This is a genomic window from Rhodococcus jostii NBRC 16295 (assembly GCF_001894825.1).
In the GTDB taxonomy this organism is placed as follows: Bacteria; Actinomycetota; Actinomycetes; order Mycobacteriales; family Mycobacteriaceae; genus Rhodococcus_F; species Rhodococcus_F jostii.
Window position 1 is genome coordinate 45,354 of the sequence record NZ_BCWY01000025.1, and the last position, 26,648, is coordinate 72,001.

The 26,648-nt window shown below is 66.5% G+C and carries 25 protein-coding genes and 1 pseudogene; 13 read left to right on the forward strand and 13 right to left on the reverse strand.

What is annotated here, in order from left to right; genetic code table 11:
- Nucleotides 1-217: 217 nt before the first annotated feature.
- Nucleotides 218-933 (forward strand): annotated as a pseudogene (locus RJ1_RS47760) (beta-mannosidase); the annotation flags it as partial.
- Here the strand turns inward: RJ1_RS47760 and RJ1_RS17785 are convergent.
- A complete protein-coding gene (locus RJ1_RS17785; protein ID WP_073362078.1) occupies nt 908-1,519 on the reverse strand; it encodes a malonic semialdehyde reductase in 612 nt (203 codons plus the stop codon). The pseudogene RJ1_RS47760 and the gene RJ1_RS17785 sit on opposite strands and share 26 nt — an antisense overlap.
- Before the next feature lie 75 nt (nt 1,520-1,594).
- Here RJ1_RS17785 and RJ1_RS17790 point away from each other — a divergent pair, with 75 nt between their 5' ends.
- Nucleotides 1,595-1,930: a winged helix-turn-helix transcriptional regulator gene (locus tag RJ1_RS17790; RefSeq protein ID WP_073362079.1), complete on the forward strand. Its 336-nt coding sequence runs from the start codon at nt 1,595-1,597 to the stop codon at nt 1,928-1,930.
- 17 nt (nt 1,931-1,947) lie between these two features.
- Here the strand turns inward: RJ1_RS17790 and RJ1_RS17795 are convergent, their stop codons facing one another.
- Both RJ1_RS17795 and RJ1_RS17800 read right to left on the reverse strand, forming a co-directional pair.
- Nucleotides 1,948-2,700: a GntR family transcriptional regulator gene (locus RJ1_RS17795; RefSeq protein WP_073362081.1), complete on the reverse strand. Its 753-nt coding sequence runs from the start codon at nt 2,698-2,700 to the stop codon at nt 1,948-1,950.
- 31 nt (nt 2,701-2,731) lie between these two features.
- Nucleotides 2,732-3,883 (reverse strand): acyl-CoA dehydrogenase family protein, encoded by a 1,152-nt coding sequence (locus RJ1_RS17800; protein ID WP_073362083.1) that lies wholly within the window; start codon nt 3,881-3,883, stop codon nt 2,732-2,734.
- A 181-nt stretch (nt 3,884-4,064) separates the two neighbouring features.
- On the opposite strand from RJ1_RS17800, the gene RJ1_RS17805 reads away from it, so the two are divergent.
- Genes RJ1_RS17805 through RJ1_RS17815 form a run of 3 tightly spaced genes read left to right on the forward strand, consistent with a single transcriptional unit; the run spans nt 4,065 to nt 7,154 of the window.
- The gene (locus tag RJ1_RS17805) at nt 4,065-4,913 is read left to right on the forward strand and encodes an HpcH/HpaI aldolase/citrate lyase family protein (RefSeq protein ID WP_073362085.1); all 849 of its coding nucleotides are present in this window, start codon (nt 4,065-4,067) and stop codon (nt 4,911-4,913) included.
- Nucleotides 4,910-5,917, forward strand: a complete 1,008-nt coding sequence (locus RJ1_RS17810) for a MaoC family dehydratase (protein WP_073362087.1) — start codon at nt 4,910-4,912, stop codon at nt 5,915-5,917. The genes RJ1_RS17805 and RJ1_RS17810 overlap by 4 nt, the downstream gene beginning before the upstream one ends.
- Before the next feature lie 25 nt (nt 5,918-5,942).
- Nucleotides 5,943-7,154 (forward strand): CoA transferase, encoded by a 1,212-nt coding sequence (locus tag RJ1_RS17815; RefSeq protein WP_073362089.1) that lies wholly within the window; start codon nt 5,943-5,945, stop codon nt 7,152-7,154.
- A 209-nt stretch (nt 7,155-7,363) separates the two neighbouring features.
- Here RJ1_RS17815 and RJ1_RS17820 read toward each other — a convergent pair whose 3' ends face one another.
- The gene (locus tag RJ1_RS17820) at nt 7,364-7,735 is read right to left on the reverse strand and encodes a MerR family transcriptional regulator (protein ID WP_073362091.1); all 372 of its coding nucleotides are present in this window, start codon (nt 7,733-7,735) and stop codon (nt 7,364-7,366) included.
- Nucleotides 7,736-7,861: 126 nt separating this feature from the next.
- On the opposite strand from RJ1_RS17820, the gene RJ1_RS17825 reads away from it, so the two are divergent.
- The 3 genes from RJ1_RS17825 (at nt 7,862) to RJ1_RS17840 (ending at nt 10,698) form a co-directional block, all read left to right on the forward strand.
- The gene (locus RJ1_RS17825) at nt 7,862-8,281 is read left to right on the forward strand and encodes an Hsp20/alpha crystallin family protein (protein WP_073362093.1); all 420 of its coding nucleotides are present in this window, start codon (nt 7,862-7,864) and stop codon (nt 8,279-8,281) included.
- Between the two features lie 726 nt (nt 8,282-9,007).
- Entirely contained in the window at nt 9,008-9,598 is a 591-nt protein-coding gene (locus RJ1_RS17835; RefSeq protein ID WP_240319898.1) for an ANTAR domain-containing protein, read from the forward strand.
- Between the two features lie 395 nt (nt 9,599-9,993).
- On the forward strand, nt 9,994-10,698 hold the full coding sequence (locus RJ1_RS17840; protein ID WP_073362097.1) for a hypothetical protein: 705 nt from the start codon (nt 9,994-9,996) through the stop codon (nt 10,696-10,698).
- A gap of 41 nt (nt 10,699-10,739) precedes the next feature.
- On the opposite strand, the gene RJ1_RS17845 is transcribed toward RJ1_RS17840, so the two are convergent.
- Nucleotides 10,740-11,765, reverse strand: coding sequence for an Lrp/AsnC family transcriptional regulator (locus RJ1_RS17845; RefSeq protein WP_073362099.1), 1,026 nt, complete (start codon nt 11,763-11,765; stop codon nt 10,740-10,742).
- Between the two features lie 85 nt (nt 11,766-11,850).
- Here RJ1_RS17845 and RJ1_RS17850 point away from each other — a divergent pair, with 85 nt between their 5' ends.
- The 3 genes from RJ1_RS17850 (at nt 11,851) to RJ1_RS17860 (ending at nt 16,250) form a co-directional block, all read left to right on the forward strand.
- The gene (locus RJ1_RS17850) at nt 11,851-13,329 is read left to right on the forward strand and encodes an MFS transporter (RefSeq protein WP_073362101.1); all 1,479 of its coding nucleotides are present in this window, start codon (nt 11,851-11,853) and stop codon (nt 13,327-13,329) included.
- Nucleotides 13,330-13,369: 40 nt separating this feature from the next.
- Nucleotides 13,370-14,770: an amidase gene (locus RJ1_RS17855; protein WP_073362103.1), complete on the forward strand. Its 1,401-nt coding sequence runs from the start codon at nt 13,370-13,372 to the stop codon at nt 14,768-14,770.
- 61 nt (nt 14,771-14,831) lie between these two features.
- The gene (locus RJ1_RS17860; RefSeq protein ID WP_073362105.1) at nt 14,832-16,250 is read left to right on the forward strand and encodes a M20 family metallopeptidase; all 1,419 of its coding nucleotides are present in this window, start codon (nt 14,832-14,834) and stop codon (nt 16,248-16,250) included.
- 173 nt (nt 16,251-16,423) lie between these two features.
- Here the strand turns inward: RJ1_RS17860 and RJ1_RS17865 are convergent, their stop codons facing one another.
- Nucleotides 16,424-17,332, reverse strand: coding sequence for an aldo/keto reductase (locus RJ1_RS17865; protein WP_073362107.1), 909 nt, complete (start codon nt 17,330-17,332; stop codon nt 16,424-16,426).
- Between the two features lie 122 nt (nt 17,333-17,454).
- Here RJ1_RS17865 and RJ1_RS17870 point away from each other — a divergent pair, with 122 nt between their 5' ends.
- The gene (locus RJ1_RS17870) at nt 17,455-18,354 is read left to right on the forward strand and encodes a helix-turn-helix transcriptional regulator (RefSeq protein WP_073362109.1); all 900 of its coding nucleotides are present in this window, start codon (nt 17,455-17,457) and stop codon (nt 18,352-18,354) included.
- A gap of 253 nt (nt 18,355-18,607) precedes the next feature.
- On the opposite strand, the gene RJ1_RS17875 is transcribed toward RJ1_RS17870, so the two are convergent.
- Complete coding sequence (locus RJ1_RS17875; RefSeq protein ID WP_073362111.1) at nt 18,608-19,252, reverse strand: TetR/AcrR family transcriptional regulator; 645 nt, start codon at nt 19,250-19,252, stop codon at nt 18,608-18,610.
- Nucleotides 19,249-20,724, reverse strand: a complete 1,476-nt coding sequence (locus RJ1_RS17880) for an MFS transporter (RefSeq protein WP_073362113.1) — start codon at nt 20,722-20,724, stop codon at nt 19,249-19,251. Before RJ1_RS17880 ends, RJ1_RS17875 begins: the two co-directional genes overlap by 4 nt.
- A gap of 256 nt (nt 20,725-20,980) precedes the next feature.
- Here RJ1_RS17880 and RJ1_RS17885 point away from each other — a divergent pair, with 256 nt between their 5' ends.
- Nucleotides 20,981-21,439 carry an Rv1443c family protein gene (locus RJ1_RS17885; protein WP_073362190.1) on the forward strand — a complete coding sequence of 153 codons (459 nt, stop codon included), beginning with the start codon at nt 20,981-20,983 and terminating at the stop codon, nt 21,437-21,439.
- A 67-nt stretch (nt 21,440-21,506) separates the two neighbouring features.
- Here the strand turns inward: RJ1_RS17885 and RJ1_RS17890 are convergent, their stop codons facing one another.
- The 5 genes from RJ1_RS17890 to RJ1_RS17910 all read right to left on the reverse strand — a co-directional run bounded on the left by RJ1_RS17890 (nt 21,507) and on the right by RJ1_RS17910 (nt 26,599).
- The gene (locus RJ1_RS17890; RefSeq protein ID WP_073362115.1) at nt 21,507-22,259 is read right to left on the reverse strand and encodes an SDR family NAD(P)-dependent oxidoreductase; all 753 of its coding nucleotides are present in this window, start codon (nt 22,257-22,259) and stop codon (nt 21,507-21,509) included.
- Entirely contained in the window at nt 22,256-22,564 is a 309-nt protein-coding gene (locus tag RJ1_RS17895) for a YciI family protein (protein WP_073362117.1), read from the reverse strand. The genes RJ1_RS17890 and RJ1_RS17895 overlap by 4 nt, the downstream gene beginning before the upstream one ends.
- 1 nt (nt 22,565) lies before the next feature.
- Nucleotides 22,566-24,299, reverse strand: a complete 1,734-nt coding sequence (gene chcC2, locus RJ1_RS17900) for a 4-oxocyclohex-2-ene-1-carboxylate 5-dehydrogenase (RefSeq protein WP_073362119.1) — start codon at nt 24,297-24,299, stop codon at nt 22,566-22,568.
- A 167-nt stretch (nt 24,300-24,466) separates the two neighbouring features.
- A complete protein-coding gene (locus RJ1_RS17905; RefSeq protein ID WP_073362121.1) occupies nt 24,467-25,228 on the reverse strand; it encodes an IclR family transcriptional regulator in 762 nt (253 codons plus the stop codon).
- 24 nt (nt 25,229-25,252) lie between these two features.
- The gene (locus tag RJ1_RS17910; RefSeq protein WP_073362123.1) at nt 25,253-26,599 is read right to left on the reverse strand and encodes an MFS transporter; all 1,347 of its coding nucleotides are present in this window, start codon (nt 26,597-26,599) and stop codon (nt 25,253-25,255) included.
- Nucleotides 26,600-26,648 lie beyond the last annotated feature (49 nt).

Genomic DNA, 26,648 nt, shown 5'->3' on the forward strand with positions numbered 1-26,648 from the left:
ACTATCGGGTCGAGGGGGTGAAGTTCGAGGCGTCGTCCCCTGGCAGAGGGACTGGACGGTCGCTCGAGGTACCGAACAGACCGCTGTTCGTACCGCCTGGTCTCTACTATTCAGCCTGACGCAATCGCGCATCACGAAGCCGGCGGCGGTGATCGCGACCGTCGCTCTGGCGGCGCTGGGAGGTGGCGCGGTGTCGACTGTCGCTCCGGCGCCGGACGTCGACGGCTGGCGAACGACGACCCCCCGGGGGGCTCCCCGCACGCTCATGAGCTTTCAGGAATGGATGCGCACCGCCGTCGACCGGCTCGAGGGTTCGTCCTCGCTCGCGGCGTGGGAACTCGTCGGGGAGCCGGCGACGAGCACGTGCACCGACGCCGAGTGCGCGTGGTGGACGCGCACGTGCGAGCCGGACGCGGCGCAGGTGCTGCGCGACTTCTTCGACACGGCGGGCGCCGAGGTGTGTGCCCGTGATCCGCGGACGCTGATCACGGCGGGATTCACCGGCGGCGGCCAGTGTGGAACGCAGGGCGACGAGTACCAATTCGTCTCGGCGTCACCATATGTCGACGTCGTGCAGTATCACGACTACGGCGCCGACGGCGTTCCGCTGCCCGGCGATCAGTGGAACGGTCTCGGTCGTCGCCTCGAACAGGCTGCGGCGCTGGGGAAACCGCTCCTGGTGGGTGAGATCGGCGAACTCGCCGGGTCATGCGCCACCACGGCGGACCGGGCGTCGCAGATCGGCGCCGAGATCCAGGGGCGGCGGGCGCGCTCCTGTGGGCGTTCGTGCCCGACCCCCGGCCCACCGAGTGCACGTATGGTCTCCGCCCGACGACAAGGGACGTGGTGGAGCAGTTCGGGAGCTGGGGTCCGGGCACCACCCCCGGCGGCACCTCGACTCCGATCATCAAGCCCAGGAGACGGATTCCGTAGGATCGAGCCTGGGGAGCCGATCGAACCAGGGGTTCTCGCCCGGGTGGCCGATGTTGACCACGAGGGTCGATCGCCAGCGACCGTCGGGGAAGAACTCGGCGTCGACGCCGTCGGCGTCGAATCCGGCCATCGGTCCGGCCGCGAGTCCGAGCGAGCGCACGGCGAGGATGAAGTAGCCGGCCTGGAGGGCCGCGTTGAAGTCCCCGGTGTGCTTGCGCATCGGTTCGTTCGCCTCGAACACGTCGCGAAGTTCGGGACGGAACGGCAGCAGCGCCGGGATGTGGTCGTGGAAACGCGGGTCGACGGCGAGGACGGCGACGGCGGGCGCCGACGCGGTCTTCTCCTTGTTCCCCTCGCTCATGTGCTCGACGAGGCGGGCCCGACCCTCGTCGGTGCGAACGAACAGCACCCGGAGCGGCTGGGTGTTCGCTGCCGTGGGCGCCCAGCGCGCGAGTTCCCAGATCTGCGCGAGTTCTTCGTCGCTCACCGGCGTCGGAGCGAAGCTGTTGGCGGTGCGGGCCTCGGTGTAGAGCAGCGCCCGGGCCGCGTCGTCGAGTCCTCTACCTGTAGCGATTGCGTGCGTCATCGACTCCCTTTCTGCTTGTTACTTCTAAAATACTAGTTGCAGGGCGAATGCTAGCACCATTGCTAGGGTGGAGGTGTGGCTGACGACGAAGTGACGCACGAACCCCGTGCCTGCGACGCGGCACTCGCACGCGCTTTCACATTTCTCGGCAAGCGCTGGAACGGCGTGATCCTCGGCGTGCTGATGGACGGACCGTCCACGTTCTCCGAGCTGCGCCGCGGCGTCGGCGGCATCAGCGACTCGGTGCTGTCCGACCGCCTCGCCGAACTGGCGACCGCCGGACTAGTCCTGCGCTCCGTCGAGGAGGGCCCGCCGGTCTCGGTCGCCTACGAACTCACGCCGGCCGGCCGGGCACTCCTGCCGTCACTGAACGCCCTGACCGCCTGGGCGCGCGAAAACCTTCCGGCGTAGCCGCTTTCGGGCGGCGGTCAGCGTCCGCCGCGGCGCAGCGTCACGCGATAGGTGTAGTGCTCGGGCAGGAAGTAACTGACCGCCAACTCGACGATCCGCCCCTCCGCGTCGGAATACAGGCGGTCCACCCGCAGCATCGAATGCCCCTCGGGGCAACCGAGTTCGCGGGCCACGTCCGCGGGGGCCGCCGCGACCGTGATCGACTGCGCGGCCTCGACGATCGGGCTCCGCAGGTGCGGCTCCAGCAGGCCGATGATCGTGTACGAGCTGACGGCGCCCTCGGCCATCTCGGGCGCCTCGGCGACGAGCCGGGCGATCTCGTCGGGGAGGTACACGGTGGTCAGCACGAACGGGGTGTCGTCGTGGCGTCGCCGGAACACGACCGTGTGGACGAGGTCGGTGTCGAGCCGGAGCCTGCTCGCGGCCTCGATGTCGACCCGCCGGCGCAGCGGTGAGACCACCTCCATGGTGGTGTCCGTGGACAGATTCATCAGATCCTCGATCGACCCCAGCTGACGCAGGTATCGGCCGTCGGACTCGGCGGCGAACGTTCCCCGGCCCGGCACCCGGTAGACGATGCCCTCGGCGACCAGGTCCTGGAACGCGCGGCGGACGGTCTGCCGGCTCACGCCGTGCTGCTCCGCGAGCTCGAACTCGGTGGGCAGCTTGATACCGCCGCGGTACTTGCCCGCCGCAATGTGCTCGCGGAGCTGCCTCGACACCAGCTGGTACGCCGGCTCCGTGTCTCGTTCTCGTTCCCTACCGTTCATCGCGCACCGATCCTACGTGCAGGTCGCTGGTCTACAGACCGCCTCGCGACACCAGCTGCGAGACGATGACGTTCCGCTGGATCTCGTTGGTGCCCTCGCCGACGATCATCAGCGGCGCGTCTCGGAAGTAACGCTCCACGTCGTACTCGGTGGAATAGCCGTAACCACCGTGGATGCGAACGGCGTTGAGGGCGATGTCCATCGCCACCTCCGACGCGTACAGCTTCGCCATACCCGCCTCCATGTCGCACCGGTCGCCGCTGTCGTACTGCTCCGCCGCGTGCCAGGTCAGCTGGCGGGCCGCCGTCAGCTTGGTCGCCATGTCGGCCAGGTAGTTGCCGATCGACTGGTGCTTCCAGATCGGCTGACCGAAGCTCTCCCGCTGCTGCGCGTACGCGAGGGAATCCTCCAGCGCCGCCGTCGCCACACCCAGCGCCCGGCACGCCACCTGGATGCGTCCGGTCTCGAGGCCCTTCATCATCTGGCCGAAGCCCTTGCCCGGGGTGCCGCCGAGGATCGCGGTCGCCGGGATGCGGTAGCCGTCGAACGACAGCTCACACGTCTCGACGCCCTTGTAGCCGAGCTTCGGCAGATCCCGCGACACCGTGAGACCGGGACCGTGCTCGACCAGAACGATCGAGATGCCCTTGTGCTTGGGGGTGGCCTGCGGGTCCGTCTTGCAGAGCAGTGCGATCAGGCCGGAGCGGCGGGCATTGGAGATCCACGTCTTCGATCCGGTGATCACCAGGTCGTCGCCGTCCGCCTTGGCGTTCGTCGACATGGCCTGCAGATCGGAACCGCCACCGGGCTCGGTCAACGCCATCGTCGCCCGGATCTCGCCGGTCGCCATCTTCGGCAGGTACTGCTGCTTCTGCTCCTCCGTGCCGTACAGCGACAGCAGCTTCGCGACGACGGTGTGCCCGCCCATCGCCCCGGCCAGACTCATCCACCCGCGGGCCAACTCCTGCGTCACCCGCGCGTAGCAGGGCATCGACACCGGCGATCCGCCGTACTCCTCCGGGACCGCCAGACCGTAGATCCCGATCTGCTTCATCTGCTCGATCCACTTCTCGGGGTACTCGTTGGCGTGTTCCACCGCCTGCACCGTCGGCTTCACGTCGCGGTCGATGAACGCGCGCACCGTCTCGACCAGATACGACTCTTCCTCGTTCAGCTTGGCCATGAATCCACCTCACACTCTCCACAACATTTGTACGGCCAGAATCCGACAATGTCTGCTTAAAGTCAAGGATCGGTCTTGACATGACCCCTGCGCCGCTGCCAGCATCAGCAGCGCAGCCCCATCAGGCTGGCCGTACATATCCAGCCCGACCCGGGCTCCCGGACCCTAGGAATGAAGCATCGTGCAGAACCTCACCCGCAGGCGCGCCGTTCTGGTGGCCCCCGGATCCGACGAGCACAAGGCCCTCAAGGCACTCCGGTCGACCGCCGACGAGGTGGTCCTGGACCTCGAGGACGCGGTCGCCGCGGCCAGAAAGGCCGACGCCCGCGACCTCGTCCGCCGCCTCGTGCAGGAGTCCGACGGCTCCCGCGCCGTCTCGGTCCGCATCAACGCGCTGAGCACGCCGTGGGCCGAGGACGACCTCGCCCTGTGCGTCTCCCTCGGCAGCGCGCTCACGTCCGTCGTGCTTCCCAAGACGGAGACGGCGCACGATCTCGCGCACGCCGATCAGGCTCTCGCCGGCACCGACATCGGGGTGCAGGCTCTCGTCGAGACCCCGGTCGGGGTGCAGAACATCGGCGACATCACCCGCGCCGTCACCCGGCTCGAGTCCGTCGTCATCGGCTACGCCGATCTCGGCGCGGCCCTCGGCCGTTCCCGCTCCGCCCTGCCCGAGCACTGGCTCGCGATCCAGGACGCCGTCCTCGTCGCCGCCCGCGCCGCCGGCATCCAGGCCGTCGACGGCCCGTTCCTCGGCATCGCCGACGACGACGCCTTCCGCCACTCGGCAGCCTGGACCAGCGCGCTCGGGTTCGACGGGAAATGGGTCATCCATCCCGCCCAGGTCGAGTCCGCCGCTTCGGCCTTCACTCCCACCGACACGGCGGTCGAGGATGCGCGACGCGTGATCGACGCGCTCGCCGCAGCCGAGGCCGCGGGCAACGGGGCCGCACAACTCGACGGACAGATGCTCGACGAGGCCGTGGCGGTGGCGGCCCGGCGGGTCCTGGCTCAGGTAGGTGCCGAGTGACGATCACACAGACGTACGTCGGCGGACCGTACTTCGACGAACTCGAGGTCGGCCAGGTTTTCGACACCGCGCCCGCCGTCACCCTCACGAGTGGCCTCGCCGCGACGCATCAGGCCATCCTCGGCGACCGCCTGCGGCTCCCCCTCGACGCGCACCTGTCCCGGGCGGTCACCGGATCCGAACAGGCCGTTGCGAACCCCGGTCTCGTCTGCGACGTCGCCATCGGACAGTCCACGCTGGCCACCCATCACGTGAAGGCCAACCTGTTCTACCGCGGCCTGCGGTTCCATCACTTCCCGCACCTCGGTGACACGCTTTACACGCGCACCGAAGTGGTGGGCCTGCGGGAGAATTCGGCGAAACCCGGACGCAAACCCACCGGTCTGGCGGCACTCCGGATGATGTCCACCGATCAGGACGGCCGCACCGTCCTCGACTTCTACCGGTGCGCGATGCTCCCGCTGAGCGAGAGCCCCGACGAGGACCGCGTCCGCAAGTCCGACGACCTGTCCGCGATCGGTCCGCAGTCCGAGCAGTCCTTCTCCGCGCCCGAGGGCTGGGATCTCGCCGTGTACCGCGACAAGGTTCCCGGACAGCACTTCTCGGAAGGCCTCGCCGGAACCGTCCTGCGGAGCAGCGGCGACGTGGTCTCCAGCGCCCCCGAACTGGCGCGCCTCACCCTCAACATCGCCGCCACCCACCACGACGAACGCGTCGGCGCCGACGGCCGGCTCGTCTACGGCGGGCACACCATCGGCATCGCGCTCGGTCAGGCCACCCGCGCCCTGCCCAACCTGGTCACCGTCCTGGGTTGGAAGTCCTGCGATCACACCGGCCCCGTCCACGAAGGCGACACCCTCACCAGCGAACTCGAGATCGAGAGCGCCGACGAGTTGCCGGGCGGCGGCGGAGTACTGCATCTGCGTTCACTCGTGTTCGCGCACAACGCCACCGCCACCGACGTGCCCGTCCTCGACTGGCGCTTCACCGCCCTCATGGCCTGACCTCCACCCCCAAGGAGCAACTCTCGTGACCGCCCACACTCCCCTTGCCGGACTTCGGATCGTCGAGGTCTCCAGCTTCGTCGCATCTCCCCTCTGCGGGCTGACGCTGTCCCAGCTGGGGGCCGAGGTCATCCGCGTCGATCCCATCGGCGGCGCCGCCTGCTACAAGCGCTGGCCGGTCACGAGTGACGGTGAGAGCATCTATTGGACCGGTCTCAACCGCGGCAAGCGGTCCGTGGCCGTCGACATGCGCAGCCCCGAGGGGCAGCAGCTCGTCCAGCAACTGGTCGCGGCCCCCGGCAAGGGTGGCGGAATTCTCGTCACCAACGCCGGCGGTCGTGACTGGCTCGCCCACGACGCGCTGACCGCCCTGCGCTCCGACGTCATCACCCTCGAAGTCCTCGGCGGCACCGACGGTTCCCCCGCCGTCGACTACACCGTCAATGCGGGGCTCGGCTTCCCGTCCATCACCGGTCCCACCGATCATGCCGGCGTCGTCAACCACGTCCTGCCCGCGTGGGACGTGGTGTGTGGGCTGTACGCCGCGCTGGCCGTCGCCGCCGCCGTCCGGCACCGCGACGCCACCGGAGAGGGCACCCACATCCGCCTGCCGCTCGAGGACGTCGCGCTCGCCACCGCCGGCACGCTCGGCTACCTCACCGAAGTCCAGATCAACGGCATCGGCAGGCCGGCGACCGGAAACTCCGTCTACGGCACGTACGGAACGGATTTCACCACCAGCGACGGTGCGCGATTCATGATCGTGACCCTCACCCCCCGCCACTTCCGCGACTTGGTCGCCGTCACCGGAACCACCGCCGCCGTGGAGGCACTCGCCACCGCACTCGACGTCGACTTCGCCCGCGACACCGATCGATTCACCCACCGAGACGTCCTCACCGCCCTGTTCGCCCGCTGGTTCCGCGAACATACCGCAACCGAAGTGGCCGAAGCACTCTCGAAGACGTCCGTGCTCGCCGAGCGCTACCGCACCTTCGAGGAAGTCGTGAAATCCGGGGAACTCGAAAAGAACCCGATGTTCACCCTCCTCGACCAGCCCCGCATCGGCACCTACCTCGCCTCCGGACACCCCGCCTCCTTCGACGGGCACCACGCCACCGTCGCCCCCGCCTCCGCCGTCGGCGACGACACCGGCAGCGTGCTCCGCGACCTCCTCGGCAGCTCCGACGACGACATCACCAAACTCCTCGACACCGGCATCGTCGGCGGGAGGTAGGTCGGGTAGGGCATCCCGGGATGCTCCGCGGCTGAGCGTCTCGCCCAATGTCACACCGGTGCAGTCAGACTGAACGGATGCCACGTTGGGCGGGGCGACAAGGGGCAGCGGAAGCTCGGTACGCCGAGTAGTCACCAACCTGATCGAGTAGGTTGCTCGGACGCCTACCACCGCACGGATGCGGCCCAGGCCCGGTTCGGCTCCGCTCCCTACTGCGAGGGGCTTCGGTTCTTCGCGTCCTCGACTGCGTTCCTCAGATCTGCGTTGTCGATCTCGAGCCGGCTGTTGGTCTCGCTGAGACGGGCGTTGTCGCTCACGAGTTCGGTGTTGAGGTGCTCGAGGGCGAGGACCCGGGAGATACCTGTGAGGTTGACCCCCTCCGCGATCAACTCGGCGATCCGCCGCAGTCGGACGAGGTCGTCGTCGCTGTAGCGGCGGGTTCCGCCACTGGTACGCGCCGGGGTGATCAAGCCGTGTTGCTCGTAGAAGCGCAGCGCCTGGACACCGAACCCGGAGAGTTCGGACGCCACGGCAATGCCGTAGACCCCCCGTTTCGCTCGCGACTCGTCGTCGGTCGCCATAGCGCGGCCTCCTCGGAAATAGAGTCCGCAGACCCCCTTGCGGCGTCTTACCGCGTTTGCTATAACGAATCTACAGCATTTGCTGAAGGTTACCTATCACGATTCGGGTTTCTGGAGGTGGAGACAATGTTGATGCGTACCGATCCGTTCCGCGACCTCGACCGGCTGACGCAGCAGATCCTCGGCACCACCGCGCGACCGGCAGCCATGCCGATGGACGCCTGGCGCGAAGGCGAACAGTTCGTGGTCGAGTTCGACCTACCTGGAGTGGACGCCGACGCGATCGAACTCGACGTCGAGCGCAATGTGCTGACCGTCCATGCCCAACGACCCACCCGCGCCGACAACCAGGAGATGCTGGCCTCGGAGCGGCCGAAGGGTGTCTTCAGTCGACAACTGTTCCTCGGCGACAACCTCGACACCGACCGCATCGCCGCGAGCTACGAATCGGGTGTGCTCCGGCTGACGATCCCGGTGGCCGAACGGGCCAAGGCTCGGAAGATCGAGATCGCCCACACCGAGGATCGGAAGGCTGTCAGCGCCTGATCCTGCGCCGATCGAAACGCATAGAGGGAGGGGTGAACGCAATGGTGCCCGTACTTACCGACCCCACGACCGTCGAACTGGAACTGCCACAGAGCACATGCGTCTGGAATGACCTCGAGTACCGGCTGCTGGAAGCCGAGGTGAACCGTATCTTCGCGGACGCTCCCACGCCTGGCCACAGGCGGTCGGTGCCTACTGTGGCCACCCGGGTTCACAGCCAGAATACCCGGCCTCCACTTCACTCGGTGCTGCGCACACCGACGCGGAGTCCGAACACGGAAGTATCTGCCACTCAGCGTTCTCCGCCAATCTGGTGAAGCCGGAGGTACCGACGCGGACACAGGAAGGCAGGTGATGACTCACGCGTGACCACATTCGAGGGGTTGCTGCGCCGTCCCAGACGACGCAGTAATACTGATTTCACTGTCTAGCAAGCCCATCCGCGACCCCGACCAACCCTTCTCGCGCTGGGCAGGTCGGGGTTGCGGCTTGGGGCAGGTCTTCGGAATTTGGCATGGATTGCCTGAAGGATTGGAGGGGAGAGTCGTGTCCAGGTGCGGCGGTGCCGACCACGGTATCGAGGCGGTCGAACGGGCACTCGACGCATTGCATCGGCTACTCGAAGGCGAAGCGCCCAGAGATGCTCTGCTGGAAAGACTCTGCAAGTGGGCAGTCGAGACATTCGCCAACGCCGAGATTGCCGGAGTAGTTCTTTGCACTGATGCGATGGGCAACGACGCGATCGCGTGCACAAACCCTCGCGTCCCCGCGATCGAGAGCGCTCAAATGCAGACACGCCAAGGCCCGGGCCGGCTTGCTGCCGATACGCACACGGTGCTCAGAGGCGACTTCGGGGACGATACCGCTCGCTGGTGGCCTGCGTTCGCGGCCGCAGCCGAAGCGGCGGTGTTCGAGACAGGTAGCTTTCTGTGCGCTCCACTGACGATCGGCGACGCGGCGGGCTCGCTGACTCTGTACAGTCCGGTTGCCCAAGCCTTTTCGGAATTCGACGCCGTCCTGCTCCGGCTGTACACGAACCTGATCACGCCGACCATCCAGCTGGCACAAGGCGGCCGAGAAGCCCGAGCCGAGATCGCCGGACTGACCAAAGCCATGCAGTCGCGCAGCGTCATCGAGCAGGCCAAGGGGATCGTCATGGCCACCGGAGGGGTGTCCGCGGACGACGCCTTCGACTTCCTCGTCACCCACTCACAGCAAAGAAACATCAAGCTCCACCGGCTCGCGCAGGAGCTCGTCGACCTCACCACAGGACCAGCCGAAAGCGGCACACACAGTACGGAGCCGCAGGTCTTGTGACGCCGATCCTGGGTGCTGTGCGCAAGTCGCGCTGACCCCCAGCGTCACCCAATGTCGCACCGGCGAATTCAGACTGAACAGATGTCACATCCGGCGAGGCGATAGGTGGCAGCGAACGTCGAGGGCGCGTGGGCGAGCACAGGGTCCGCCATTTCGCACGAGCGACCTCACGACTCGGCTTCCGTGTCCGAACCATCCTCCGGCGGCGGCCCCGCCGAGGGAAGGGGCAACGGTCATGGGTTGGGCCGCCCTGGCGAAGCACGCACCGAACGCGATCCCGCCTACGGTGGTACGGCAACGAGTGCGAACAGACGGGGCCCGCATGTAAAGTCGCCGATCTCAGCGGACACTGATCACACGCAGGGCGCGCGGATCGCGAGGGAGGACATATTCGTATGCGACGCGTCGTACGGGCGTTCTGGGGGCCGCGACCGGAGCCGGTCGAAACGCTGGCCGGACGGTGGCGGCAGACGTTGGAGGGAGTCACGGAGCTGCTACCGAGTGCTGTGTCACCGGTGCGAGGCGGGTGGCGGCAGGTTCACTCGTCGGGACCGGATACGGCGTGTACCCCGGAGGACTTGACGGCAGTTCTACTGGTCGCTCAGGGCGCGGAAGCGTGGTCGGATCTGACGGGGACCGGGTTACGGCTGACATGTACCGGGGACGGTGGGTGGGCGGTCGAGCTCTCCGGCGTGGCTGGTGGTACCCCGCAGTTTCTGCTGCAGTCACTGGTGATGACGATAGAGGCGCCCGACGGCGCCGTCGTCCCCGAATCCGAACTGCTCGCGGTGCTGGCGTCGGTGTGGGAACCGGACTTCGGTGACGTCAGCGACGACGGCATTCTCGATGCGCTCGAGGACGACGCCGGATTTACCGTCGGCGATCCTGTCGTCGGCCGGTTCGGCTATCTGTGTGCAGCCCGCGCAGTCCTGGTACCCACCGGCCTGGGGACGGTCCGTCAGGATTTGCCGGACGGAGGTGCGCTTCTGCACATCGCAGCGTCGGGGGAGATCGACACGGTGGTTCGCGTGTACGAGCGGCTGCGGGACGCCGGTGCACTCGTACCGCTGCCGCGTCCGCTGAACCGGCCAACGCTCTGAGGTCCTGCGCCCGCTCTGTCGGTGACGTGACGCCACACGGCTCAGCGTTTCGAGGCCGGGTCATCGTGAAATCTGGACAGTCTGGTGACGAATCCCCGCGTGTCCAGCAGGCGACCGACGTGGACTGCTTGCCGGATGACGACGGCGCGATCGGCGATGCGGGCGCCGGCCAGTACCTTCTCCAGTAGGACTTCGAATCGGTTGACGTCGGCGAGGTCTCGAACCCACAGGGTCATGACGAGGTTGTAGCGGCTCGCAGTGGTGACCGCGAGCCGGACTTCCGCGAGCCGCGACAGCGTCGACCGCAGCCGATCGATGGACGACGCAGGCACTTGCACGAAGTACCAGGCGTTGATCGGCCACCCGGTGTAGCTGCGGGCGACATCCGTTCGTAGAACGAGGTCGCCTGAGTAGCGAAGTGTAGCAATGGCATCGGCGACTCGCTGGTTGCTGACGCCCGCCTTCGCGGCGATGTCACCGGCAGGGGTGCGTCCGTCCCGGTACAACTCACGGAAGATGACCGCCTGCAGGTCGGCGGGAACCTGCCGTGCCGCGCGTGGCCGGGGTGGTTTGGCCCGGGGAACACGCTGCGCCTCCTCCTCGGAAAGGGCGTTCAGCCGCCACGCGCTGCCCTCCACGAGAACCTCGGTGACCAGGTGTGTGCGAGCGTGGGTGATCAGACGCTGATCGCCCAGGCGGTCGATCACGAATGCCGACAGCGACTCGAGATCGGATGCCGCGACCACGGCGACGAGATCGCGGCCACCGGATGTGTGATCGATGGTGCGCACGATTTCTTCGTCGGCGAGCAGAAATGCGGTCTCGGCAGCTTTCCCCTGCGCGCATTCGATCTCGACGACGGCCACGGCGGGAAAGTGCCGTCGTTGCCCGCTGATCCACGCGAGACCCTCGTCGGTGATCCTGGCCCATCGCCGGGCCAGCGCGACAGGATCGGTGGCCAGAGCCCGGCCCAGCTCGGACCACGAGGCCCGCGGTTCGAGTTGCAGAGCGTGAATCAGCCGTAGATCGGAGTCTCTACGCAGAGAATCCGGATTCGATGAAGTCATTTTGCATTGTTCCCTGACATTTTACTTATCGGATTTCAATCGGACTGAGGATACGGCCACCACACGTTTTCGGCTGGAGGAACATATGAGCACTACGCCGCACACCGGCACGAGGCGGGCCACCGGATCCTCCGCGGCCGTCGGCTTCCTGATCGTCATGGAGTTCGGAAGCGGTCTGCTGCAGGGGTGGTATCCACCTCTGCTCACGACCATCGGGCAAGAGCATGCCGCCTCGGCGGCAGCACTGAACTGGGTGAATGCGATATTTCTCCTCGCATCGGTGGCCTGCGTGCCGATCATCGCCAAGCTCGGTGACATGTACGGGCACCGCAGGATGCTGGTGGCGTCCGCCGCTGCGGTCGCCGTGGGATCCTTCGTCGTCGCCTTTGCTCCGTCGTTCGCTGTCCTGCTCGTCGGGCGTGCCCTGCAGGCGCCGTTGATCGCGTTCCTGCCGTTGGAATTCGCGATCGTCCGTCATCGGGATCCCGAGCGGGCGGGTCGCAATATCGGCCGTCTGATCGGGGCACTCACCGGCGGCGTGATCGTCGGCGGTTTCCTCGCCGGGTGGTTCATCTCGAGCATCGAGAACCTGACGGTGGTGCTGCTGGTGCCCGGGATCATGCTGGCGCTCTGCGTTCCCGTGGCGCACTTCCTCGTTCAGGAGACGACCGTACGCAAAGCAGGGAGTATCGACTGGGCAGGAGCAGCGCTCCTCTCCACCGGGATGCTGATGCTCCTGGGCGGTGTGTCCAACGGAAACGCGATCGGGTGGACGAGCCCGCTGATCGTCGCGCTCGTCGCAGGAGGCGTCGTCGCGTTGGCCTCGTTCGTGATCGTCGAGAATCGAGCGGCTAACCCGCTGATCGACTTCCGTGTGATGCGTCGTGGCCGCCTCGTCCTTCCGGTGCTCATCGCCGCGCTGCTCGGCGCGCAGTCGTTCGGTTCGCAGGCGCCCATCTCGTTGTTTTCGAGGACAGATCCGACGACATACGGGTACGGCTTGGGGGTGACGGCCACCGTCGCGGGCCTTCTCCTGTCGATCACTGCCACCGGAGCGTTCATCGCCTCCACGATCAGCGACCGGATTGCGCGCACGTTCACACCCCGCTACGCAGTCGTGTTCGGTGCACTGACCAGCGCCGCCGCGTACATCGCCATGATCCTCGTACACGACGATGTACTCGCCTTTTCGATTTGGCTGTTCCTGCTGGGCGTCGGCGTGGGAACGCTCGCCGGGGTCGTGCCGTCCATCATTGTCAACCGCGCACCCGAAGACGCCGTCGGAATCGCCTCCGGCATCTACAACAGCTCCCGAACCGGTGCGGGGTCGATCGCCGGCGCGATGTTCGCTCTCATCATGTCATCGCTGGTCACCACGATGACCGTGGGCGAGAAGACGACTTCGATCTCGTCGTTCACCGCCTACGCCGCCGTCTGGGCGATCTGCGCAACTCTGTGCATCGTCATCGCCGCGGCGGCCCCGTTCCTCGACCCACGCCGCCCGCGGAGTGCATGCGCGATCGCCGTCTTGCCTGCCGGTGAAAACGAGCCGGCACCCGCCTGATCCCGTCACCTTCATCATGTCGACCGAGAGGAATCTACCCATGACCGACCAGACAGTTGCCTGCCACTCGATGAGCGTTGCCGAACTGAACGAGGCATTCAGCAGCGGATCGCTCACGCCACTCGAGGCCCTGGAATCGACCCTCGCGCGGATCGCGGCGAAGGACGACACCCACCGCGCGATCTATGTGATCGACACCGACGAGGCGCGTGCATCCGCACAGCGCAGCGGCGAGAGGTGGCGCAGCGGCACCGCGCTCGGCCCGCTGGACGGGGTTCCGGTGACCATCAAGGAGAACACCGCGAAAGTCGGTCTGCCACAGTCGTATGGCACCGCCGCACGCGAACCGGTGATCGCAACCGAGAACTCGCCCGTCGTCGACCGACTGCTGGAGGCCGGTGCGGTCGTCGTCGCCAGTACCAGCATGCCCGACTTCAGCGGGATCGGCTCCGGGGTGTCTTCGCGTCACGGCATCACGCGCAACGCCTGGAATCCCGCCTGGAACACGGGCGGCTCGTCGTCCGGTTCGGCGGTCGCGGCCGCCCTCGGGTACGCGCCGGTCAACATCGGGACCGACATCGGCGGGTCGATCCGCGTGCCCGCAGCAATGAACGCTGCCTTCGGGTTCAAGCCGTCCTACGGTCGCGTGCCGATCCAGGACACCTACCTCGGTCGCTGCGCCGGCCCCATCACCCGCACCGTGCGCGACGCAGCCCACACGATGGCGTTCCTGTCCCGCCACGACGCGCGCGACTACAGCGCGCTGCCTGCCGAACCGATCGACTGGACCGACCTCGACATCGATATTCGTGGGCTCCGCATCGGCATCAATTTCGCCCCCGTAGAAGGCAAGAGCGTCGACCCCGAGATCATCGCCGCCGTTCAGCAGGCGGCCGCTGTGTTCGAATCCGGCGGCGCACACGTGGAAGCCCTCGACCCGTACCTTTCCCAGGACTACCTCTCCACTGCATTCCTGCCCTTCTTCACCGCGCACCTGTGGGCTCAAATGAACGACAAGACCATCGTCGACGATCTCACCAAAGCGAACCAGGAGATGGTGACGGCGGTGTCGAGCATCGACTCACTCTCCTCCCTCGAACTCATGCGGGCATACGACTCGATCGGTCCGTTCGTCCAGGAGACCGCGGACATGCTCGGACGCTACGACGCCGTCCTGTCCCCCACCACCGGCATCCTGACCGGGCCCGCCGAGAGCCCGATGATCAGCGAATTCGCCGGGGCGGCCAACTTCACCTCCGCGTTCAACGCCGCAGGCACCCCTGCAGCATCGATCAACTGTGGATTCTCGAACGACGGAAAGCCGATCGGACTGCAGGTCGCCGCGGATCGTCGGCAGGACCTGACCGTGCTGCAGGTCGCCGCCTGGTACGAGGCACACCGCGGCCCGGAGGCGACCCCGGACTGGAGCACTCTCGACTGAACACGCGAATCTGCGTCCGGCAGAGCGCAACCGCTGTCCCTCCAAACTGATAGGTCAAGACATGAGTACCACGACAAGTAGCACCCACGACCTCGCACGACTGATCGACCACCTGGCACCCCGATTCACCGCACTTTGCGACGCGATCTGGGACAACCCCGAATTGCGCTGGGAGGAAACCGGCTCGGCTGACGCTCACATCGAACTGGCACGCGCGGAGGGATTCCGGATCACCCCCGCCGTCGGCGGTGTGCCGACCGCGTTCAGCGCCGAGGCCGGTTCCGGAGAACCCGTCATCGCCATCCTGGGTGAATACGACGCGCTCGCCGGACTGAGCCAAGAGTCCGGAAATCCCGAGCGCACCCCCGACCCGTCCAACGACTCGGGCAACGGCCAAGGGTGCGGCCACCACCTCCTCGGCGCAGGGTCGCTGCTCGCCGCCACCGCCGTCAAACGCCACCTCGAGGAGAACGGGTTGCCCGGCACCGTCCGCTACTACGGGTGCCCCGCCGAGGAAGCCGCGGCGGGCAAAACCTTCATGGTCAAGGCGGGAGCCTTCGACGACGTCGACGCCTCGATCTGCTGGCATCCCGGCGACAGCACCTTGGTGCAACGTGACCACAGTCTCGCGTACATGCAGTCCTACGTGCGTTTCACCGGCGTCGCCTCACACGCCGGAGCCTCACCGGAACTCGGCCGCAGCGCATTGGACGCACTCGAACTGATGAACGTCGGCGTCAACTTCCTCCGCGAACATATGCACTCCGACTGCCGGATCCACTACGCGATCCTCGACGGCGGCGGGCGCTCGGCGAACGTCGTCCAACCGTATGCCGAGGCCTACTACGTCGTCCGGGCCCGCAACGTCCGAGAGATGCGTGCACTGTTCGACCGTGTCCGCAAAATCGCCGGAGGCGCAGCCGAGATGACCGAGACGACAGTCGAGATCGAGATCGACGGTGGCTCCTCGAACCTCCTGGGCAACACGGTCCTCGAGGTATCGATGCAGGACACACTCCGCGAACTCGGGCCGGTACCGTTCGACGAGGATGACCTCGCAACCGCCCGGAAGTTTGTCACGGACAAGCCGCTCGACATGTTCGGCACCACGATCGAAGAGGGCGACAGTCCCCTCCACGACGGCGTGATCACCTTCGACGCCGGTGCGCCCCGGCGTGTGCTGACGGGATCGACCGACGTCGGCGACGTCAGCTGGGTCACTCCCACCGTGCAGTGCACCACCGCCTGCGTCTCCCGCGGCACGCCTGCGCACTCGTGGCAACTCGTCGCGCAGGGAAAGCTCCCCGCTGCTCACAAGGGCATGATCCACGCGGGCAAGGTCATGGCGGGCACCGCCATGAACCTCCTCACCGATCCCGCGCTTCTGAAACTCGCAACAGAAGAGTTCGTCGAACGAACCACCAAGCAGCCCTACGACTCCCCGATCCCCGATGGAGTCATCGCACCACCACTGCGGTAGATGACCGGACGGGCACTCACATGGGTGCCCGTCCGGCCGCCGCGTACTCGAGGGCAAGGGCGGTACTTCAGCCGAAAGCCTCACCCAATGTCGCACCGGCGCAGTCAGACTGAACGGATGTCACATTGGGCGAGGCGAAATATTCTCTCCTCTTTCGGCATTGGACGGTCTCCTCACCGCTGTCGTGACCTTCGGTGACCCCAGGCCTCGGGGATGTCCCTGCCGTACGTTTCGAGGGTGATGTTGTCCGGTTCCGGTCCGCCGCGCACTCCGGTGTCGAGCCCGTCGATCGCAGCGAGCTGCTCGGTGGTGAGCTCGAAGTCGAAGACGTCGAAGTTCTCGGCGATGCGGTCGGGCTTCGTCGACTTCGGGATCACGGACCGTCCCTGCTGCAGATGCCAGCGCAGCATCACCTGCGCGGCCGACTTGCCGTGTCGCTCCGCGATGTCGAGCAGCGTCGGGTCCTCGAACGTGCTCTTCTCGGCGGAGCCGTAGGAGGTGATGCCGCCGATGGGTGACCACGCCTGGGTCACGATGCCGTGCTCGGCATTCATTCGCTGCAGGTCGGTTTGCTGAAAGTAGGGGTGCACCTCGATCTGGTTCACGGCAGGCACGACAGAGGTCTCGTTCAGGAGGCGGTCGAGGTGTTCGGGCATGAAGTTACTCACGCCGATGGCGCGCACCTTGCCGTCGGCGAGCAGTGTCTCGAGCGCCCGGTAGGCGTCGAGGGTGAGATCGAAGCGGCTCGACAGGGGCTGATGCAGGAGCAGCAGGTCGACCTGGTCGACGCCGAGCTTGCCCGCGCTCTTGTCGAACGCGTGCAGTGTGGCGTCGTAGCCGTAGTCGCTGATCCAGACCTTCGTCTCGATGAAGACGTCGTCGCGTGCGATCCCGGAGCGGCCGATCCCTGCACCGACCTCGCGCTCGTTGGCATACGCGGCGGCGGTGTCGATGTGGCGGTAGCCGACCCGGAGGGCCTCCTCGACCGCGGCGGTCGTCACGTCGGGCGGAGTCTGGAAGACTCCGAGGCCGATTGCCGGCATCTCCAGGTGGTTGTTCAGTGTGATGGTGTTCTCGGGCATGCCTTCACGGTAGGTACGGTCGTGGACGGGTGGCAGGCACTGTCGTTATCCCCCAGAGGCGCCCGCTGGGGGGAACTCACAGACACTCCCACACGGCGACCGGGCGGGTTACCGTCGATTGCATGGACCTCCGCGACGACGTGCAGCAGTTCCTCACCGGAATGCGGGCACGCCTCACTCCCGAGGCGGCCGGTGTGACGGTCTTCGGCGGCGAGCGCCGGGTCCCCGGACTGCGCCGCGAGGAGGTCGCGCAACTCGCCGGAGTGAGCACGGCGTACTACACCCGGATGGAACGCGGGAACCTCCGCGGAGTGTCCGAGAGCGTGCTGCGATCACTGGCCAGTTCATTGCACATGAACGACGCGGAGACTCAGCACCTGTTCGACCTCGCACGGTCCTGCACCGAACGCGTGAGGCAGTTTCGCGCCAAGCCTCAGTCGCGACTACCGCAGCGGGCGGCGCAACTCCTCGACACGATGCCCGACGTTCCGACCGTGGCGCTCGGGCGACTCGGCGACCTCGTCGGAGCCAACGCTCTCGGTCGAGCGCTGTTCCCCCACGTGTTCCCCGACAACGGCGAACCGCTCAACCACACGCGCTACCTCTTCCTCGACGACCGCTCTCGCGACTTCTACGTCGACTGGGAACGCAATGCCCGCCAGGTCGTGTCATCGCTACGCCTCCTCGCCGGCCGTGACCCCTCCGACCGTGCCCTCATGGCTCTCGTCGGCGAACTCGCCACCCACAGCCCCGAGTTCCGCACCTGGTGGGCAGGACACACGGTCACCATCCACACCAGTGGAACCAAATCGATCCGCCACCCCGTGGTCGGCGAACTCACCGTCGCGTTCGAGACCCTCACCCTTGCTTCGACTCCCGACGTTCGGATCGTCGCCTATCTCGCAGATCCCGGATCCTCATCTGCCGACGCCCTCGATCTGCTCCGTAGCTGGGTCGCGACCTCACGCACGTCCGATGAGCGCGAGAACTCGGGACACGAGGAAACCGGAAGGGTTACTTGAAGATCGACCGTTCGATGACGCGGAAGTCGTGGCTGGGGATGACTTCGCAATCGAGGGCCTCGATCTTTCGCAGGCTCTCGTCATAGGCCACGAGATCGCAGAAGACCGCCAATGGCAGACCACACCCGCGGGACGATCCGGTTCGTTGCGTTTGGCAGCTCCGCGCTCAGGCTGCCGGAAATAGGGGTCGTCTTCGACATGGTCCACCGTCGGAACGTCGGTTGCAAGGTCGGGAAGACGCGCAAGGTGATACTTAACGAGCCTCCAACAATTCCAAGATATGCGCGACGTGCTCGGCGTTCATCGGTGTCGCGTCGAGTCTCTCCGCGCCGGGCCGCAGTCCCGCGATCATCACCGCCAGGATTCTCCGCCAGCCGGTATCGGTAACGCCGCGTGTGGTTCCGACGACGCCACGTAGGGACCAGAAGATCAGATCCAGGTCGGCGTCGGTGGCGTCCTCACGGATGCGGCCGTGCCGCTTGGCTTGCGCCAGCAACTCGAAAAGGATTCGTCGATACTCATTCCTCAGCGATGTGGTCTCGTCGTCGTTCCACATGCGAGACAAACATCCGCGGTTCGACGCCAGGATGGCACCGCTCCCGTAGAGCACCTGCTCCAGCCCCTCGCCCGCCGGCGCGGACGCGGCATCACGGGCCAGGGCGAGGAAGTCTTCGAGCACCTGGCGCACGAGCTCACTGATCAGCGCATCCTTGGTGGGGAACCGGCGGTAGAGGGTTCCGATCCCGACGCCGGCAACCCGGGCGATCTCGTCGACACCCACATCCAGACCGCGCGCACTGAACACGGTCGCCGCAGCGTCGAGCAATCGCTGTCGGTTCTCCGCGGCGTCGCGACGCAGAACCTTGCCGCCTACCTGATCGCTCACGTTGGACCTCATTCGGATTTGTCGCCCGCCAGCGTACCGCCGGCGACCAGCGCGAGTTCCGGATGCCGGAGCTCGGCCGTCTCCTCGAGATGCGTGGCCTTGTCCCGCTTCAACGCCGGGATGAACAGGGCCGCAACGGCGCCGAGACCAACTGCCACACCCAGCATGAGGAATCCGTTGACGTAACCGGATTCCTGCGGGACTCCCGACGGGGACGCACCGGCGGTGACGATGCTGGCCATGAAGGCAGCACCCAGCGAACCACCGATCGTGCGGATGTTCGCGTTCATGCCACTCGCGACACCGGTTTGCTCCGACGGCACCGCCGCGACGACCACGTTCGACATCGCCGAGAACGCCAGGCCGAAACCGATTCCTGCCAAGGATGTTGCGAGGTAGATGTCCATCTCGGTCTCATGCAGAAACGCCACCACGAAGTAGCCGATCGCACTGACGATCGACCCGGCCACCACCAGGTTTCTCGAACCCAATCGACTCGCCAGGCGGCCGGACGCAAGCCCGAGCAGGAACATTCCCACACTCAACGGCAGCAGCATCAGACCCGACTCGGTGACCGAAGCACCGAAGCCGAATCCGGCCGACGACGGCGTCTGCAGAAACTGCGGCAGGAAGCCGAACGCGGCGTACATGCCGATACCCATCAGCAAGGCCACCAGATTGGCGGCCCAGACGCTTCGGATCCGCATCATCGACATGTCGATCAACGGGTTGCCGGATCGCGATTCGACGACCACCCAGGTCAGCGCGACCACCGCGGCAGCCACCAGCAGCCCGACGACGATCGGAGAACCCCAACCCCAGTTGGGCGCCTGACTCACACCGAGCAACAACGCGACGAGCCATCCGGACAGCAGCAGTGCGGTGAGCCAGTTGATCTTCCCTGCGGTGCGAACACGCGACTCCGGTACCAGGATCTGGGCGGCCAACCCCGCCAACACGACCATGATCAGCGGAATCCAGAACAGCCAGTGAAATCCCAGCACGGACACGATCGGTCCGGCCAGGACGATGCCCAGACCGGCGCCGACAGCGGTGAGCGCGGCGATGATGCCGACCGCTCCCACCACCTTCTCCTCGGGGAACTCGTCGCGGATGATCCCGAACGCCAGGGGCAGCACACCGCCCCCGATTCCCTGGATCACCCGCGCGGCGATCATCACCGACAGCGAGGTGGCCAGGGCCGCGAGCAGCGACCCTGCAGCCAGTGCGACGAGCGCGACCACGAACACACGCTTCTTGCCGTGCATGTCACCGAGGCGTCCCATGACCGGGGTGAAGATCGACGCCGACAACAGGTAGGCAGTCAACACCCAGGTGACATTGGTCTGCGTGGTACTCAACTCGGACTCGAGGGTCGGCAATACCGGCATCACCAGCGACTGCAGCAGGGCGTAGGCGCCGACGCCCACGGTGAGAACGGCAAACGTCAACTGATGGTGCGCCCGCCGGGAAGCGGTTTTCATGGATTCTCCCAACAAAGCGGAGCGTTCGCTCCGCATCGTGAAAACTTAGCATCCCTAACAGGAAATTGCCTGATCCGCGATCCGGATCACGGTCACACAGCGACGTCACTGCACTGCAACCCCGGGGAGACCCTGTTGCCAGTACCTGTGTCAGCAGTTGACACACAGGCGTAACCGGGCGATCGTGTGGCGGTTTTCAGCCAGGCGTCGGCCGAACCCGTTGCACACCGTCGTGCGGCCCGGAGATGATGGCACGGTGATCATCGAACGCAGTTCCGTCGTCGCCGCGCCGATCGAACGGGTGTGGGCCAGGGTCGTCGACCCCGACGGGATCAACGACGAGATGCGTCCGTGGATGACGATGAGCATTCCGCGGGGCGCGGAGTCGATCACCATCGACTCCGTCCCGGTCGGGCAACCGCTCGGGCGGGCGTGGCTGCGACTGTTCGGGGTCGTCCCGTTCGACTACGACGATCTGACCATCACCGAACTCGAACCGGTCCGGCGGTTCCACGAGAAGTCGACGATGCTCAGCATGCGCCGGTGGGAGCACGAGCGCACCCTCACCCCGTTCGACGACGGGAGCACCGGCGTCCACGACCGGATCACGTTCGAGCCGAGACTCCCGCTGGTGCCGCTGACACCGGTGCTCGCACGTGTGCTGGGTGGGTTCTTCGGGCACCGGCATCGGCGGCTGGCGCGGCACTTCGACTGACAGACTCGCCCAATGTCACACCGGCGCAGTCTAACTGAACCAATGTGACATTGGGCGAGCAGAACAATCAGTGCGCCGTGTACCCGCCGTCGACGACGAGTTCGGTGCCGGTGGTGAAGCCGGACTCGTCCGAGGCGAGATAGAGCACCCCGTACGCGATCTCGTCGGGTTCACCCTGCCGCGGGAGGGGGTTTCCCGACACGAGTTGGCGGTAGTACTCCTCCGGTCCGAGCGCGCTGCCCTCGGCCGATCGCCGGCTCATCTCCGTGCGCATCGACCCGGGGTGGATCGAGTTGACGCGGATTCCGTCGGGCCCGTAGGTGACGGCGTCCGACTTGCTCAGCAGTCGCACAGCACCTTTCGACGCGTGGTACAGCGGGACGTTGGAGCCTCCGGTCAGCCCGTGGATCGACGAGAAGTTCACGATGCTGCCCTTCTTCCGGGCGATCATGTGCGGCACCACGTGTTTGGTCATCAGCCACACACCCTTGACGTTGACGTCGAAGATCTGGTCGAACTCGGCGACCGACGCCTTGTGGGACGGCGCGGGCCTGCCGATGATGCCCGCACAGTTGACCAGAATGTCGGGAACGCCCACGGTGTCCACCACTGCTGCAACGGCCTCGGCGACGCCGGCCTCATCGGTCACGTCGACGGCGAACGACGTGACCGACTCCGAATCCCACGAGGCGCCCGGCGGTGTGAGGTCGAGCGCGGCGACCCTCGCGCCCTCTCGTGCGAGCATCCGCGTGGTCGCACCGCCCAGGTCGCCGTTGGCACCCGTGACGACGGCGACCTTGCCTGCCACTCGACCTGTCATGACCTACCTCCCACTGCTGCGACGGCCCACGGGCCGATCATCGGAATCCACTCGGTGACGTCGTACGAGGCGACGTGCCCGTGCAGGCGGAACGGGTCACCCTCGACGACGTCGACGACGTCCCGTCTGCCCGCAGCCTCGTAGATCATGGCCGCGCCGGGAACTTCGCCCGCCGCGAACGGTCCGGACCCGAGGATCAGTCCACGATCGGCGGCAGCTTGCAGGTGGCGTTTGTGTTCGGGACGGTGCTCGTCCCGGCCGGCCGTGTCGCCGGTGTATGCGTAGCGGACGAGGAAGAACGGCATCTCAGACCTCTTCCAGCACGGTCGGTGTGGCGGGTTCGCCGCGCAGCGACGCGAGGATCTCGGCGTCCCGGCCGATGGTGTACCCGAAGACGAGGGCCGGCCCGATGTTGGCGCCGTAGCCCGGGTAGCCGCCGCCGAAGATGCTGACGGCCGCGGAACCGGCTGCGAAAAGACCCGGGATCGGCTGCTTGTCGTCGTCGAGCACCTGGCTGTGCCGGTCGACGGCCAGTCCGGAGTAGGCGCCGAGGTCGCCCATCTGGATCTTCGCGGCGTAGTAGGGCCCCTTGTCGAGCGGCTCGAGGTTCGGGTTGGGCTGGTGCTCCATGTCGCCCTTGAAGTGGTGGAACCAGTTGGACCCGCGGTTGAACTTCGGGTCCTCACCCTTGGCCGCTCCGGTGTTGAACTCGGCCAGGGTCTGCTTCAGTCCGGCGGCGTCGATACCGATCGTGCGTGCGAGTTCCTCGACCGTGTCGGCCTTGTGGAGGAATCCGGTCTTCGTGAAATAGCCCTGCGGGATCGGCCACGGCTTCGCGTATCCGATGCCGTATTTCTTCATGGCCTTCGAGTCGGCGATGATGTAGCCGAAAGTCTCATCCGCGCCGGCGTTCTCCTCGATCATCGCCATGCCGAAGTCGTGGTAGGAGCTCGACTCGTTGGCGAAACGTTCGCCCTTGCGGTTCACCGCGATGAGGCCCGGGAGCCCGAATGCCCGCAGGTGCGGGAAGATGCGTTGCTGTCCGCGTAGTCCGGTGAACACGGTGACCGGCGCCCACGCGGCGGGCTCGTGGACGTCGGTGTCGACGTGCCCGCCGAGCGGTGCGGCCAGGCGCACGTTGTCGCCGTCGTGGCCGACCGTGGGCGTGAAGTGGTTGTCGCCGTGCGGATCATGCCCCCAGCACTCGGCGCGCAGGGTCGCGTCGGAGGAGTATCCGCCGGCCGCGATGACGACGCCGAGCCGCGCCTCCACCGTTCCCGCGTGCACGCCCCCGAGGACTGCCCCGGTGACGACGCCGTTCTCCGACTGCAGAATCTTCGTGACGGGAGTCTCCGTCCACATGCGAATGCCGAGCTTCGCGGCGGACGACACCATCCGCACCATCAGCGAGTTGCCGTTGGTCCGGTCGAACGACCGGCGGCACAGCACGGTCTCGACCCACGTCTTGAGGAGCTTCTTCGACACGTAGGCAAACGATTTCCACGACTGGTTGGCGTGGAGGAACTGCGCGATGTCGGGTCCGACCTCGGGCATGTAGCCGAACACGGTGTAGGTGTCGAGGTAGGGGCGCAACCGCAACCGGTTCTCGCCGAGGGTGCGCGCGTCGACCACCTTGCCCGAGATCGCGCGACCCGACGGCTTCGCACCCGGCGCGTCCATCTGGTAATCGGGAGCCATTTCCGGATAGACGAATTCGACGTCGGTGTCGCGCTCGAGCCAGTCGATCGCCTCCGGGACCTCGTCGAGGAAGGTGTCGACCATCTCGGCCTTGTAGGAGTCCTTCGCGAGGGCGCGGATGTAGGTTTCGATCTCCTGACGGGTGTCGCCCTGCGCGACGCCCTGCTTGTTGCCCGGTACCCACGCCCAGCCCCCGGAGATGGCGGTGGTGCCGCCGAGCCACTGCGACTTCTCGGCGACGATGACACTGTGGCCCTCACTCGCCGCCTTGAGTGCCGCGGCCATGCCGGCGGCCCCGGATCCGATGACCAACAGGTCGCATTTGACAGTTTTCGAGCTCATTCGTGGACCTTCCCTGGAGTCGGCACGCGATCAGAATGTGCGAAAGGTCTGGTGTGCAGTCGCTTTCGATTCGACCTTCGTGACCGGTGACGTCGTGTTCGTGGCACCTACTCTGGCCGAACCGAGACCCGAGTCACAGCGCGACTCCAATGGATGGAAAGGGTTCTTCAGTGCCGCGATCCGCGCGACATCGCCCGGGTGATGCCGCGCGACGCCGTCGTCAGCGCCGCGACCACCGACTGCGGGTTCGCCTGATCGTGTGGGATGACGACGGACAGTGCGGCAATGACCCGGCCTCCGTCGCTGTCCCGCACGGGCACAGCGACTCCCGTCGCGCCCGGGGTGATCAGACCGACGGCCACCGCGAAGTGCTGGTGCCGCACCTCGGCGAGGAGACGTCGCATCTGCTCGGGATCGGTGACGGTGGCGTCGGTGTAGCGTTCCAGCGGCCGCGACAGGAGTTCGTCCTGCACGTCGCGGGAGGCGCTGGCCATCAGGACCAGACCGGACGAGCAGGCGTGCACGGGCAGGCGTCCGGCGATCTTGGTGACGTTGACGACGGATCCGCGCGTCGAGAGCCGTTCGACGAACAGCACCTCGCTGCCGTCGAGGATGCCCAGCTGGGTGTGCTGCTTGATCGCGGCGTTCACGTCCTCCATGAACGGCATCGCGGCCTCGCGCAGACTGAGGGTGTGCGAGCCGCGGGAGCCCAGTTCCCACATCCGCACGCCGATGCTGATGCGGGTGTCGTTGCGTTCGAGGAGGCGGTACTTCACGAGTTCGCCGACGATGCGGTGCGCCGTCGCGACGGGGAGGTCGGACCGGCGCGCGATGTCGGACACCGACAGGGACGGTGTGTCCGCGTCGAAGGAGGACAAGATCCTCACGACGCGGGCAGTAACCGATTCTCCTGTCGGTGTCCGTGACATCGCCCTATTGTCCTCCGGCTACTCCTACGGGGTAGACGGACGCCCGAGTTCGGCCAACGGCACCTGGTACGTTTCGCGGGCGGTGAAGGCGGCCACGGACGAGACCAGCATGCAGAGCGCCGTGAACGCCGCGACGGGCACCCACGCGTTCACCCCGGTGCCCAGCAGCGCCCAGCCGATCGCCGGGGCGAAGCCTGCGATGAGGAACCCGATCTGCGTGCCGACCGCGAAACCGGAATAGCGCACCGGCGCCGCGAACATCTCGGTGAAGAAGCTCGGCCACAGACCGTTCACCATCGAGTAGAACAGCGTCATCGTCAGCAGCGCCGCACCGAAGATCAGCGGAACGGAACCGACCGAGATGGCCCAGAAGTACGCGAAGATCGTCACCGCGCACCCGAGGGTGCCGGTGATCCAGACGGGGCGTCGTCCGATGCGGTCCGACAGCTTGGCGAGCAGCGGTATCGCGACAATGGAACCCGCGATCGACACCGACGACGTCCACAGCATCGTGGTGCGGTCGATGCCGACGTCGGGTCCGGTGGCGTAGGCCAGCCCGAAGACGGTGAACACCGTCTGGCCGACGGCGAACAGCGAGCACAGCGCGATGCGCAGGACGTCCCGCCACTGCGTCGTCACGACCGTCACGACGGGCAGCTTCTGCACCTCCGCGCGATCGCGGGACTCCTCGAACACCGGGGTCTCGTCGAGCTTGGTACGGACGAAGTAGGCCACCACGAGCATGACGGCGCTGCACCAGAACGGGATTCGCCACCCCCAGCTGTCGAGTTGCTCCTTCGGCAGCGCGGCCACGGGGATGAACACGAGGGTGGCGAGCACCATGCCGGCGGCGTACCCCGTCATGGTGAAGCTGGTGAAGAACGCGCGTCGCCCCTCCGGCGAATGCTCGAGCGTCAGCGTGCTGGCGCCGGCCGCCTCACCGCCCGCGGAGAAACCCTGCGCGAGGCGGCACAGCACGAGAAGGATCGGGGCGGCGATGCCGATCTGCTCGTAGGTGGGCAGGAATCCGATGGCCAGACTCGACAGTCCCATGATGAGCAGCGTCAGCAACAGAATCTTCTTGCGGCCCAGCTTGTCACCGAAGTGGCCCAGCACGATTCCGCCGACCGGCCGGGCCACGTAGCCCACACCGAACGTCGCGAGCGCGGCCACGGTGCCGATAGCGTCGTTGCCGGCCGGGAAGAACGTGTGCCCGAAGACGAGGGCGGCGGCGGATCCGTAGATGAAGAAGTCGTAATACTCGAGCGCGCTGCCGAGGAACGACGCGAGCGCCGCCTTCTTCGGCGTCTTCGCGGCCTCGGTGGGTTTCGCGGTGGTCGGGCTGTCGTGTGTGACGGCGGAAACGTTCATCGACTCTCCTGCGATCGGGCCTGGCGTGGTGTGACACAACGTGCCAACC

Bases quoted from the DNA above. Each gene is read 5' to 3' on its own strand.
- RJ1_RS17875 (WP_073362111.1), bottom strand. From the start codon at position 19,252: ATGAGGTCCAACGTGAGCGATCAGGTAGGCGGCAAGGTTCTGCGTCGC.
- RJ1_RS17785 (WP_073362078.1), bottom strand. From the start codon at position 1,519: ATGACGCACGCAATCGCTACAGGTAGAGGACTCGACGACGCGGCCCGG.
- RJ1_RS17855 (WP_073362103.1), top strand. From the start codon at position 13,370: ATGACCGACCAGACAGTTGCCTGCCACTCGATGAGCGTTGCCGAACTG.
- RJ1_RS17795 (WP_073362081.1), bottom strand. From the start codon at position 2,700: ATGAACGGTAGGGAACGAGAACGAGACACGGAGCCGGCGTACCAGCTG.
- RJ1_RS17825 (WP_073362093.1), top strand. From the start codon at position 7,862: ATGTTGATGCGTACCGATCCGTTCCGCGACCTCGACCGGCTGACGCAG.
- RJ1_RS17820 (WP_073362091.1), bottom strand. From the start codon at position 7,735: ATGGCGACCGACGACGAGTCGCGAGCGAAACGGGGGGTCTACGGCATT.
- RJ1_RS17910 (WP_073362123.1), bottom strand. From the start codon at position 26,599: ATGAACGTTTCCGCCGTCACACACGACAGCCCGACCACCGCGAAACCC.
- RJ1_RS17800 (WP_073362083.1), bottom strand. From the start codon at position 3,883: ATGGCCAAGCTGAACGAGGAAGAGTCGTATCTGGTCGAGACGGTGCGC.
- RJ1_RS17840 (WP_073362097.1), top strand. From the start codon at position 9,994: ATGCGACGCGTCGTACGGGCGTTCTGGGGGCCGCGACCGGAGCCGGTC.
- RJ1_RS17880 (WP_073362113.1), bottom strand. From the start codon at position 20,724: ATGAAAACCGCTTCCCGGCGGGCGCACCATCAGTTGACGTTTGCCGTT.
- RJ1_RS17895 (WP_073362117.1), bottom strand. From the start codon at position 22,564: ATGCCGTTCTTCCTCGTCCGCTACGCATACACCGGCGACACGGCCGGC.
- chcC2 (WP_073362119.1), bottom strand. From the start codon at position 24,299: ATGAGCTCGAAAACTGTCAAATGCGACCTGTTGGTCATCGGATCCGGG.
- RJ1_RS17860 (WP_073362105.1), top strand. From the start codon at position 14,832: ATGAGTACCACGACAAGTAGCACCCACGACCTCGCACGACTGATCGAC.
- RJ1_RS17870 (WP_073362109.1), top strand. From the start codon at position 17,455: ATGGACCTCCGCGACGACGTGCAGCAGTTCCTCACCGGAATGCGGGCA.
- RJ1_RS17850 (WP_073362101.1), top strand. From the start codon at position 11,851: ATGAGCACTACGCCGCACACCGGCACGAGGCGGGCCACCGGATCCTCC.
- RJ1_RS17890 (WP_073362115.1), bottom strand. From the start codon at position 22,259: ATGACAGGTCGAGTGGCAGGCAAGGTCGCCGTCGTCACGGGTGCCAAC.
- RJ1_RS17845 (WP_073362099.1), bottom strand. From the start codon at position 11,765: ATGACTTCATCGAATCCGGATTCTCTGCGTAGAGACTCCGATCTACGG.
- RJ1_RS17835 (WP_240319898.1), top strand. From the start codon at position 9,008: ATGGGCAACGACGCGATCGCGTGCACAAACCCTCGCGTCCCCGCGATC.
- RJ1_RS17905 (WP_073362121.1), bottom strand. From the start codon at position 25,228: ATGTCACGGACACCGACAGGAGAATCGGTTACTGCCCGCGTCGTGAGG.
- RJ1_RS17865 (WP_073362107.1), bottom strand. From the start codon at position 17,332: ATGCCCGAGAACACCATCACACTGAACAACCACCTGGAGATGCCGGCA.